The 11,337-nt window shown below is 72.2% G+C and carries 10 protein-coding genes; 3 read left to right on the forward strand and 7 right to left on the reverse strand.

What is annotated here, in order from left to right:
- Nucleotides 1-104: 104 nt before the first annotated feature.
- The 7 genes from CUC05_RS24115 to CUC05_RS24145 form a co-directional block, all read right to left on the reverse strand.
- Entirely contained in the window at nt 105-1,079 is a 975-nt protein-coding gene (locus CUC05_RS24115; protein WP_108668706.1) for a type II secretion system F family protein, read from the reverse strand.
- A gap of 1 nt (nt 1,080) precedes the next feature.
- Nucleotides 1,081-2,529: a TadA family conjugal transfer-associated ATPase gene (locus CUC05_RS24120; protein WP_108668707.1), complete on the reverse strand. Its 1,449-nt coding sequence runs from the start codon at nt 2,527-2,529 to the stop codon at nt 1,081-1,083.
- Nucleotides 2,530-2,533: 4 nt separating this feature from the next.
- On the reverse strand, nt 2,534-3,898 hold the full coding sequence (locus CUC05_RS24125) for a CpaE/TadZ family protein (RefSeq protein ID WP_108668708.1): 1,365 nt from the start codon (nt 3,896-3,898) through the stop codon (nt 2,534-2,536).
- The gene (gene cpaB, locus CUC05_RS24130; RefSeq protein WP_108668709.1) at nt 3,899-4,774 is read right to left on the reverse strand and encodes a Flp pilus assembly protein CpaB; all 876 of its coding nucleotides are present in this window, start codon (nt 4,772-4,774) and stop codon (nt 3,899-3,901) included.
- Between the two features lie 48 nt (nt 4,775-4,822).
- The gene (locus tag CUC05_RS24135; RefSeq protein WP_108668710.1) at nt 4,823-6,448 is read right to left on the reverse strand and encodes a pilus assembly protein TadG-related protein; all 1,626 of its coding nucleotides are present in this window, start codon (nt 6,446-6,448) and stop codon (nt 4,823-4,825) included.
- Nucleotide 6,449: 1 nt separating this feature from the next.
- Entirely contained in the window at nt 6,450-6,881 is a 432-nt protein-coding gene (locus CUC05_RS24140; protein ID WP_108668711.1) for a TadE/TadG family type IV pilus assembly protein, read from the reverse strand.
- Between the two features lie 153 nt (nt 6,882-7,034).
- A complete protein-coding gene (locus CUC05_RS24145; protein WP_108668712.1) occupies nt 7,035-7,253 on the reverse strand; it encodes a Flp family type IVb pilin in 219 nt (72 codons plus the stop codon).
- Between the two features lie 284 nt (nt 7,254-7,537).
- Here CUC05_RS24145 and CUC05_RS24150 point away from each other — a divergent pair, with 284 nt between their 5' ends.
- The 3 genes from CUC05_RS24150 (at nt 7,538) to guaA (ending at nt 11,241) form a co-directional block, all read left to right on the forward strand.
- Entirely contained in the window at nt 7,538-8,374 is an 837-nt protein-coding gene (locus tag CUC05_RS24150; RefSeq protein WP_157965975.1) for a hypothetical protein, read from the forward strand.
- A 197-nt stretch (nt 8,375-8,571) separates the two neighbouring features.
- Complete coding sequence (locus tag CUC05_RS24155) at nt 8,572-9,612, forward strand: cell wall-binding repeat-containing protein (RefSeq protein WP_170128109.1); 1,041 nt, start codon at nt 8,572-8,574, stop codon at nt 9,610-9,612.
- Nucleotides 9,613-9,690: 78 nt separating this feature from the next.
- Nucleotides 9,691-11,241: a glutamine-hydrolyzing GMP synthase gene (gene guaA / locus CUC05_RS24160; protein WP_108668715.1), complete on the forward strand. Its 1,551-nt coding sequence runs from the start codon at nt 9,691-9,693 to the stop codon at nt 11,239-11,241.
- Nucleotides 11,242-11,337: the final 96 nt, after the last annotated feature.

An 11,337-nucleotide genomic window follows, 5' to 3' on the forward strand; every position in this document is an offset into this window, starting at 1 on the left:
CCCTCCCATGGACATCACACCCTTGACCTTCTCGGGGCTCCGCCCCGGACCCGCGAGTGCGATGACCACAGGTCCCTCCCACGAGTGGGTCCCTCCCATGGACATCACACCTCCACCTTGATGATCCCGCGGATGAGGAACCACGCCAGGCCCATGGCGCCGAGGGCGCCGAGGATCATCACGCGGCCGAGGGGGTTGGTGAGCATGGGCTGCAGGTAGGCGGCGTTGGTCGTCATGACCCCGGCGAGGACCACGAACGGCAGCGCCATCAGGATGATCGCGGAGATCTTGCCCTCGGCGGTCAACGCGCGGACCTCGCGGCGGATCTCCATGCGGTCGTGCATGAACTCGGCCAGGACGTCGAGGATCTCGGCGAGCTTGCCGCCGGTGCGACGCTGGATGAGCATCGCCCGGACCGCCCAGCGCAGGTCGGTCGAGCCCACCCGCTCGCCCATCGCGAGCAGCGCATCGTCCAGCGGGCGGCCGACCCGGGTGTCGGCCAGCACGCGGGCGAACTCCCCGGCCAGCGGCGCCGACCCGTGGGTGGCGTAGCCCTCCAGGGCCTGCTGGAGGGAGTGGCCCGAGCGCATCGCCGACCCCATCTGCCCCAGGGCCTCGGGCAGCTGCTCGTCACAGCGGGACGAGTAGCGGTCGGCCCGCCCCGACAGCAGCAGGTAGGTGGCGATGGGGAAGGCGAGGGCGAACATCGCGGCAACCAGCACCCCGTCCAGCACCCATCCCAGCGCCCCGGCGCCGAGCGACAGGCCGCCGAGCAGGAGCAGGAACTCCGTGGGCTTGAGGACCCAGCCGGCGCGGGTCAGCTTGTCGGCCAGGCTGGCGTACAGCCCCGAGCCCGACCCGATGTCCTCCGCGGCGCGGACCAGCGCCGACCACGTCGCCGCGAGCGAGGGGTCGTGCTCGGTCCCGGTGTCGTCGGCGAGGACGCGACGCAGCCGCTCGACCCCGCGGGCCCGGCGGTTCTGCCAGGACACGAGCAGCAGCACGAGGCCGCCGGTCAGCAGCAGGCCGGCGCCGAGGATCCCGACGAGCGAGACGTCCTGGACGATGGAGGCGTCCATGTCAGCGGCCCTTCCGGCTGGTGTCGGGCAGCTCGGCGAACAGCCCACGGTCGATACGCACGCCGGAGCGCTGCAGCTTGTCCAGCACCTTCGGGCGGAAGCCCGTCGGGCGGAGGTACCCCGCGGAGGAGGAGGTGTCCCGGCCACCTTCGGTGAAGTGGTAGGCGAACAGGGTCTGGGTCGTGATGACGTCGCCCTCGAGGCCCTGCACCTCCTCGATGGCGGAGATGACCCGGCGTCCGTCCCCGAGCCGGTCGAGGTGGACCATGAGGTCCAGCGCCGAGCCGACCTGCTCGCGGATGGCCCGCAGGCCGAGCTCCACGCCCGACATGAGGATCATCGTCTCCAGCCGTGACAGGGCGTCGCGAGGCGAGTTGGCGTGCACCGTCGTCAGCGACCCCTCGTGGCCGGTGTTCATCGCCTGGAGCATGTCGAGGGCCTCGGGGCCACGGACCTCACCGACGATGATGCGGTCGGGTCGCATGCGCAGGGCGTTGCGGACCAGGTCGCGGATCGTGACCTGACCGGCGCCCTCGGCGTTGGGTGGCCGGGTCTCCAGGGGGATGACGTGGGGCTGGTTGAGCTGCAGCTCGGCGGCGTCCTCGATGGAGACGATGCGCTCGCCGGCGGGGACGAACTGGCTGACCGCGTTGAGCACGGTGGTCTTGCCCGTGCCGGTACCGCCCGAGACGAGGATGTTGAGCTTGCCCTCGACGCAGGCGCTGAGGAACTGCGCCGTCGCGGCCGACAACGAGCCGACCTGGACGAGGTCCTCCATCAGCAGCGGCTGCTCGGGGAACTTCCGGATCGTCATGACCGGGCCCTTGAGGGACAGGGGCGGCAGGATGACGTTGACGCGGGAGCCGTCGGCCAGGCGGGCGTCGCACATGGGCGAGGACTCGTCGACCCGGCGTCCCACCGACGACACGATCCGGTCGATGACGTGGCGCAGGTGCCGTTCGTCGTCGAAGCGCACGTCGGTCGCCTCGATCCGGCCGGCCCGCTCGACGAAGATGTCATCGGGCCCGTTGACCATGATCTCGGTGACGTCGGGGTCGGCCAGCAGCGGCTCGATCGGCCCGTGGCCGAGGATGTCGGCGGTGACCTCGGCCAGCAGGCGCTGCCGCTGGCCGGTGTTGGTGACGGTGTTGGTGGCCACGACGGCGTCGTCGAACCGGTTGCGCACCTCAGCGGCGAGGTCGATCCCGGCCGTGCCGGCCGACAGCAGCGGGCCGAGCCCGTCGATGATGTGGGCCTGGATGCGGCGCTTGCGGGCCAGCCAGTCCTCACCGACACGGCCACGGCCGAGGTCGGCCGGCGGGGTCGGGGGTGGGCCGGACCGGTCCGGGACGGCCGGTGTCGGGGCAACGACCGGTGTGCTCGCGGCGACGGGGGCCGGCGCAGCCGGTGGGGGAGGGGGTGCGGTGCCGAGGCGGTCGGACAGCTTCATGGCGTCAGCTCCTCCGGAACAGGCCAGCGCGACGGCGGCCGGTGGTGGGTGCAGCGTCCAGACCCGGGACGATCGGGGCCAGGATGGTGTGCAGCAGGCGGGTGAACTCGTGGTCCGGCAGCGCGGCGGTGACCGGCAGGCCGTCGTTGAGGGCGCGGGCGACGAGCGGCTCGAACGGCAGGACACCAGCGACGGGGCCCATGACCTGCTCGACGTCCCGGCCGGTCACGCCGCTGGCCGGGATCTCCTTGTTCAGGACGACCGCCTGGCTGGACGGTTCGACGCCGAGCCGCTCGAGCGTGTCGAGGTAGCTGCGAAGGTTGGCGATGGCGGGCACGTCGATCTGGGTGACGACGATGTGGTGGTCGGCGCGGTCCAGCGCGGCGAGGGTCTTCTCACCGAGCCCGGCAGGGCAGTCCAGGACGACGGCGTCGCAGCTGCGACGGAGCGCTCCGACCAGGGTCGTCACGTCGTCGCCGGTGATGGCGTCGCCGTGGACCGGGTCTGGCGGGGCGGCCAGGACACCGAAGCCGGAGGGCGCGTCGACCAGGGCGTCGGGGACGTGCTCGGCGACCAGGCGGCGGTCGTAGCGGCGGCCGGTGTCGTCGAACAGGCACTCGTACGCCGACGCGGTCGGGCGCAGCTGCAGCGACCCCGCGACCTTCCCGAACTGGGAGTCGAGGTCGGCCAGCACGACCTGCCCGCTGCCTTGTGACAGCAGGTGGGCCAGCGCCATCGACAGCATGGTCTTGCCGGCGCCACCGGAGGGCCCGGTGACGACGTGCACGGGGGCCAGCCGCGGCGGCGGGGTGCCGTCGGCACGGCGGGTCAGGGAGTCCTGGTGGACACCCCGGCGCTTGTGGACCAGCACGAGGGCCTGGCCGAGGGCATGGCGGAGGGCATCGTCGGCCAGCGGCAGGGTGACCAGCGCATCGGGGCGGGCACGGACGAAGGTGCTGAGGTCGGCGGGCTGGTGGTCGTTGATGGTGACGACCAGGCCCATGTCCGGCCGGGCCATGCGCACGTCGGCGAGCATCTCCAGCGCCGGGGAGTCGGCGTGTTCGGGACCGGCGACGATGACGTCCCACGGCTCGCCGTCGACGGCCTGCTGCAGCCCCGCCGTGTCGCGCAGGTGGGCCACGGACACACCCGGAAGGGCGAGCGGGGCGACCAGGTCGTCGCCGGCAGCGACCAGCAGGACGCGGGCGCCGGTCAGGTCAGCGGGCTGCTCGACCGCGGTCGCGGGCGCCGGGGTGGCCGACCGGGGCCGCGGAGCCGCGGGGGGCGGCGGGGTGATGCCGGCGCCGGGTGGCGGTGGCGGAGGCGGGCTGGCCGCCCCCGGGGGTGGTGGTGGCTGGAGGCGCAACATCTACTCCCCACCGTCCTGGCCGGTGTCGCCGTCGGAACCGGTGTTGCGCCGGGCCAGCTCGTCGGCCTCGGCCGCCTCCTGGGCGGCGCGGTCGGCTTCCAGCTGGGTGCGGGCCTCGCTGATCGACTGGGTGATCGCGGCTGGGTCGAGGTCATCGAAGGTGAAGCGCTCGCTGGTCGGGGCCGGGTCGTCGGCGTTGGCGAGGGAGAACCAGAGGGTGCCGTTCTGCTCGGCGAACACCAGCGTGGGCACGTCCTCGGGCCGGACCTTGAGGAGGAAGACCATGCCGCCGGCGGCAGCCTGCTCGTTGACCGCGGTGGCCTCACCGGTGAGCGTGCCGCGGGTGACGGCCAGGACCTCGGTGTGGGCCATCACGAGCTGGGTGAACGCCTCGCCGGCCACCGTCTGCCCGTCGGCCGTCGTCTGGGCCTGGGTGGTGGCGGTGTAGTACAGGTTCAGCAGCGATCCGGTGGTGGCGTAGCCCTCGACGCCGGGGGCGGGGCTCGCCTCGACGCTCAGGACCTCCCAGCCCTCGGGAACGACGAGGCCGCCCGCGGCGGGACCGACCGGTGCGAACTGGTCGGCGGTCAGGATCTCCCCGGGCCCGACCGGACGGGAGACCTGCTGGCCGAGGACGTCGTCGGGGCCGATCAGGGCGCGGGCCGGGACGAGCTCGACCGGCACGTCGCGAAGGACCGCGGCGGCCGCAACCTCCTCTGCGGGGGTTCCGGCGGCGATCCCGGCGTCGCTGGCCATCCAGACGGCAGCGGTCTCACCGGCCTTCTCGCCGGCGGAGCTGGTGACGAACAGGGCGAGCAGGACGGTCCCCGCGAGTCCGAGCAGGACGCCGACGAGGGCAAGTCGGTTGGCCTTCATGGTGGATGTGCCTTTCACATGCGGGACGTGGTGGTGGATTGCGAGGGGTCAGCGACGCAGGACGGGCTGGGCGCAGGTGGGGGCGTCCAGGGCCCACACGTCGGCGCCGGCGACGGTCATGCCGAGCTGCGGGGCGATCTGGGTCACGATGGCGTGGTCCAGCGCGCCCACGGTGCTGTTGAGCGCGCTGAGGAGGGGGCTGAGGAGCGGGGCGATCAGCGGGCTGACCGGCAGGCCGGCCACGGTGACGTTGGTGCTGACCGAGAGGGGGGTGACGCCGATGCTGCCGGGGCCGCTGGAGTGGGGGGCGGTCATCCCGTCGGTGAACGTCGTCGTGTCGACGGTCACGACGGTCGGGGGTGCGGTGGACGGTGCGGTACCGGCCACGACCGACACGTCGAGCAGCCGGATGTCCAGCAGCGGCACGACGGTGACGGAGACCTGCATGCTGGTGGCCAGCGACTCCCGCGCGACGGTTCGGTCGTACACGCTGACGTCCAGGGATCCGGGCGGGTTGGCGGTGCAGTCGATGTCGATGATCTCCGCCCTTGCCGTCGCCAGGTCCAGGGTCAGCGCGAAGCTGGGGTTGGCGGTGACCAGGGGGAGGGAGGTGAACGTGCCGCCGAGGCGGAGCTGCACCTGCGAGGTCTCGGCCACCGAGTCGTCGCAGGCCAGCACCGGTCCCTGGGTCACCCGGAGGGTGGCGGACAGCCCGGTCACCCCGGGGACGGTGACGGCCAGGCCCGGCACGGCGATGGCGTTGGTGCCGTTGGCGACGAACGCTGCGCCGGTGACGAGGTCGAGCACGTTCACCCGGGCGTCCGGCGCCGCGGTGCCGGCCTGTCCGACGGCCAGCAGGTCACCGAGGGCGATGGAGACCGACGACACCGACGTGGTGACGATGCCGTCCAGCAGGGCCGCGTGGGCGGTGTCGCCGCCGTTGCGGAGCACGTCGGCGGTCGCGGCGTACAGGTCGCCGAGGGTGACGACGGTCGCGGCGAGCTTCTGCGGGGTACCGGCGCCCAGCTCGGCGGCGAGGTCGCCGAGGGTGACGGTGGCGTCGACCAGCCCGGCGTAACCGACCAGCGTGGTGTTCAGCGCGCCGCCGAGGATCGGGTCCAGCAGCGGTGACGAAGCGGAGTCGAGGCCAAGGGCGAAGGAGCCCAGGCGGATGCAGGCCGAGCCGGGCGAGCCGGGGCGGAGGCCGTTGGCGGTCGCGACGGCCGAGCGGGTGGCGGGGCCGCTGGCCGGGCCGCCGAACCCGGCCGTGAAGGCGAAGGGGACGCGGCCGGCGATGGTCACGCGGACGGCGTCGGGGACGTCGCTGGTGGCGATGGAGGTGAAGCTGCCGTCGGCGGCCAGGAGCCCGGCCTCGACGTCGACCTGCTCGACCGTGCCGACGTTGTCGGTGTTGCGGGCCAGGCTGGCGGCGAGGGGACCGGCGTTCCAGGCGGCCTCGACGTCGGCGCGGGTCCCGGCGTCCAGGCGGCGGGCCAGATCCAGGGCGACGACGTCGGCGGTGGCCTGCAGGTCCCGTGCGAGGACGCGCTGCATGCCGAGGTCGACCGCGAAGGCCGTCACGGACAGCAGCACGACCAGCAGCAGGGCGAAGATCGGAAGCACGGCACCCCGCTCGTCGGCGGGGTCCAGGCGGCGCCGGATGGCGGCGGTCACGTCAGCTGACCTCCGCCGCGGCCTCGTAGACGAGGTGGTCGGGCATCGGGACCAGCGACCCGACGGCGGCGATGAGGGGGAAGTTGCCGTAGTCGTAGTCGAGCTCGACGAACGCGCAGCCGTGCAGGCCGCAGGTGTCGTCGATGACGACGGTGCAGGTCATGCCGGGGCTGGCGCACGTGACGCCGTAGCCGACCGCGCGGTCGACGGCGTCGAGGGCGCGGGCTTCACGGTCGGCGTTGGGCAGGCCGGCCGGGGTGACCGCGGCGGCGCGGGCCCCCTCCGCGGCGGCCTGGCTGATGGCCTGCCGGAAGCTCAGCATGTAGCCGTAGGAGATGATCCCGAGGACCAGGACCATCAGCGGCACCAGGATCGCGGCGAACTCGACCGTGGCGGCGCCACGTTCGTCGTCCAGGCGGTCGATGGTGCGCATCTCACGAGTCCTTCGGCAGGTCGGCGGGTGTGGTGAGGGGTCGGGTGGGCGTGCGGTGGGGGATGTGCGCTGGCCGGGACCGTCGTGGTCCCGGCCAGGCGAGGTTGGAACGGGCCGCGCGCTCGCGGCGATCGGGCGGCCCGTGTGGTCTGACTACGGGCAGTTGGTGTTGGTGGCGCTGGCAGCCGTGTCGATCGCAGTGCAGGTGTCGGTGAAGCTGGTGTTCAGCACGCCACCCAGGGCGGCGACCGCGGCGATGATGACGACGGCGATGAGGGCGACCATCAGGCCGTACTCGACGGCGGTGGCGCCGCGCTCGTCCTTGACGCGCAGGGACAGCATGTGGGCGAAGGTGGTGATGGTGGTGATCATGGCGGTGGGTCCTCCCTGGACTCTTACGCTGGGTGAAGGTGGGTTGCCTTTGCGTGACTTAACTATCGGTGGGCATGCGTACGCTCGGTATGGCGAAAGAGGGCCATTTCATGGGATCAGGAAGAACTAGTTCTCGACCCGAACGGCGCGTCGTCGGGCTCGTCGTGGCGGTGTGCGTGGTGCTGGCGAGCGCCTGCGGGCCCACTACCACGGCCCCCACGACGCCGACCACGGTCCCGGTTCCGAGCGGAACCGGCGACACCGCGGACACGGCCGACGGCACCGTGACGCCCGCGCCTGCGCCGGGTGCCACGCCCACCGGGGACCCGGGGGAACCGGCCGCGCCCGGCGCCACGGAGGCACCCGCCCCGGCATCGCCCACCGCCGACGATGCATCCGCGGCCACCCCTCCACCTGCCCCTGCGGACACACCCGCCGGTCCGACCCCCATCGATGCCGACGGTCCGCTTGCCAGCGCCTGCCGTCCCCTCCTCCAGCCGGCCATCGCCTCCCGCGTGATCGAGGTCGACGCCCAGGCCGGCGCCGAGCTGTCCGGGGCGGTCCTCGACCACCTCGCCGGCACGCTGCGACAGGTCGCCGACGCCCCGGGCGGGGTCACCGTCGATGCGTCGGGCCGTATCGAGGGCGAGGCCCGCGAGTGGACGCTGGAGGACATCCGCGCGGTCGAGGCCGGGTCGCGCTCCATCCCCCAGACCGGCGACACGGCGGTCGTGCACGTCGTCGCCCTGCGAGGCCAGCCCGACCAGTCCGACCCCGGCATCGCCTCATCCATCGGCATCGCGTTCGGGGCGACGTCGTTCGTGGTCTTCCCCGACCGGGTCGACGACCTCGCCATCCTCCTCGGGGGTGCCGACGCCATCCTGAGGGCCGTCGTGGTCCACGAGCTCGGTCACGTCCTGTGCCTGGTCAACCTCTCCTACGAGTCCGAGATCGACCACGAGGACCCCGACCATCCCGGCCACAGCCGCGACAGCGGCTCGGTGATGTTCCACGCGATCGAGACGACCGCGATCGGCCAGCTCTTCCAGGGTCCGCCGCCGTCGACGTTCACCGCCGAGGACCTCGCCGACCTCGAGGGGCTCCGGACGGGTCGCTACTGACCGCGAGGGGTTCGTCATCGGGTCGTGGGTCGATGTGGCGCAGCGGTCGGCAGCGCGTCGGCGGCTGGCATATGGTCCGAAGCCGGCGCGTCCCGGCGGGGTCCGCGTCTTGCCGGGGTGCTGTCGGTGGGACCCCCTCGAGCCAAGGAGTGACCATGCGAACAGCCATCACCCGTATGACGACGACCGTGTGCACCATGGCACTGCTGCTCGTGGGGGCCATCCCCGCGAGTGCCCAGGGCGGGTTCCGCCTGGCGGGCGGTGTCGACAGCGGACAACCGGTCGAGGCATCGTTGGCGGTGTCGCAGGAGGTCATCCAGGACGGCGCGGCGGGCGCAGTGGTCCTCGGGCGGAGCGACAACTTCGCAGACAACCTCGGTGGGGCAGTCCTGGCACGAACCGTCAACGGCCCCCTCCTGCTCAACCCGCGTGACCAGCTGGACTCGCGGATAGCCGCGGAGATCGCGCGGGTCCTGCCCCCGCAGCAGGCGGACTGCCAGGCGCTTGCCAGCCAGGGGGAGGCCGAGGTGTACATCCTCGGGGGGACCGGCGCCATCGCCCAGGACATCGAGAACCAGCTGGCCGGCAACTTCTGCGTCCTGCGGTTGTCGGGTCCCTCGCGCGTGGAGACCTCCGTCGAGGTCGCCGGGCAGGTCGAGCGAGTTCTGCAGAACCGCGGCGGCTTCAACGGCTACCGGTATCTCATCGCGCGAGCGGACAACGCCGTGGACTCCGCGACGGGCGGGGCGTACGGCGGCATCTTCGGCATCCCGATCCTGGTGACCGCGTCCGATTCGTTGCATCCGGCAGTGGAGTCCTACCTCGCCGGCGGCGCTGCCGAGGTGGCCATCCTCGGTGGGCAGGCTGCGGTGAGCGCCGACGTCGAACGGCGCATCGACGAGGTGCTTGCCCCGCAGGGCACCGTGTCCTACCGGCTCTCGGGGGCGTCGCGAGATGACACCGCTCGCGTCATTGCCGAGGACTTCGCCAGCCGGCGTGGCGGCATCAACGACGTCACCCTCGTCAACGGCTTCATCGACGACGCGTGGGTGTTCGCGCTCACCTCGGCCGCCGTGAACCCCGGTGAGCCGGTGCTGTACGTCCAGCGCGACGACCTGCTGCAGACCACCCGTTCCTTCATCCAGAGCCGTGCGCCGCTGACGGGAGTCAACGTCTTCGGATCGACGAACGTGGTGTCGGATGCGGTGCTCGCCGACGCCCGGGCGGCCGCCTCGTAGGGTCGGGAGTGGGGCGGGTCCAGGGGGCCCGTCCCACGGGGTTGGGAGGGGCCGGGGAGGGCCTGTCACACTGTCGAGGTGAGCACCCTCAACGCCCAGCAGCATGACACCGTCCTCGTGGTCGACTTCGGCGCCCAGTACGCCCAGGTCATCGCCCGTCGCGTCCGCGAGGCGCATGTCTACTCCGAGATCGTTGGCCATGACATCTCTGCCGAGGAGGTCGCCGCCCGCAAGCCCAAGGGACTGATCCTCTCCGGCGGGCCCAAGTCGGTCCACGTCGAGGGTGCGCCCACGATCGACCCGGGGATCCTCGAGCTCGGCATCCCGACGCTGGGCATCTGCTATGGCCATCAGGTCATCGCCCAGGCGCTCGGCGGCACGGTCGCCAAGACCGACAACCCCGAGTTCGGCCGCACCGACTTCCGCGGCGAACCCGCTTCGACCCTCCTCGCCGACCAGCCGTCGGAGCAGACGGTGTGGATGTCCCACCGCGATGCCGTGACCGTGGTGCCCGAGGGGTTCACCGCCATCGGCACGACCACCGGCGGACAGGTCGCCGCCATGGAGGCCCCCGACAAGGGGATCTTCAGCGTCCAGTACCACCCGGAGGTCAGCCACACCCCGTACGGCCAGGACGTCATCAAGTCCTTCCTCCACGCCGCCGGCGCCCACCCCTCGTGGACCGCGTTCAACGTGATCGAGGAGTCCGTCGAGGCCATCCGTGCACAGGTCGGCGACGCCGAGGTGCTGTGCGGGCTGTCGGGCGGCGTGGACTCCGCCGTCGCCGCGGCGCTGGTCCACCGGGCCATCGGCGACAAGCTGACCTGCGTCTTCGTGGACCACGGCCTGCTGCGGCACGGCGAGGCCGAGCAGGTGCAGGAGGCGTTCGGCGAGCACTTCGACGTCAACCTGGTCACCGTCAAGGCGGCAGACCAGTTCCTCCAGCACCTCGCCGGGGTCACCGAGCCGGAGGAGAAGCGCAAGATCATCGGCCGCGAGTTCATCCGCGTCTTCGAGCAGGCCGCTCGCGAGCACGCCGGTGACGCCAAGTTCCTGGTCCAGGGCACGCTGTACCCCGACGTCATCGAGTCCGGCCACGGCAGCGCGTCGACCATCAAGTCCCACCACAACGTCGGCGGCCTGCCCGACGACATGGAGTTCGACCTCGTCGAGCCGCTCCGGTGGCTGTTCAAGGACGAGGTCCGCAAGGTGGGGGAGGAGCTGGGCCTGCCCGAGGAGATGGTCTGGCGCCAGCCCTTCCCCGGCCCCGGTTTGGGGGTGCGGATCATCGGCGAGGTCACCGGCGAGCGGCTGGACCTGCTTCGCGCAGCCGACCGGATCGTCCTGGCCGAGCTCAAGCGTGCGGGCCTGGAGCGCGAGATCTGGCAGTCCTTCGCGGTCCTCCCGGCCATCCGCTCCGTCGGCGTCCAGGGCGACGAGCGCACCTACGGCCACCCGATCATCATCCGCGCGGTCACCAGCGAGGACGCCATGACCGCCGACTTCGCCCGCATCCCCTACGACGTGCTGGAGAAGATCGCCACCCGCGTCATCAACGAGGTCGACGGCATCAACCGCGTCGCCTACGACGTGACGAGCAAGCCCCCGGGGACCATCGAGTGGGAGTAGGACCCGACTCCGCGACGAAGGAGCGACAGGAGGCCCGCGCTTCCACGTGGGGGTTCGAAAGGGGGCGGAGCCCCCTTGGGCAGGTATCGAGTGGGA

Source organism: Euzebya rosea (assembly GCF_003073135.1).
Classification (GTDB): domain Bacteria; phylum Actinomycetota; class Nitriliruptoria; order Euzebyales; family Euzebyaceae; genus Euzebya; species Euzebya rosea.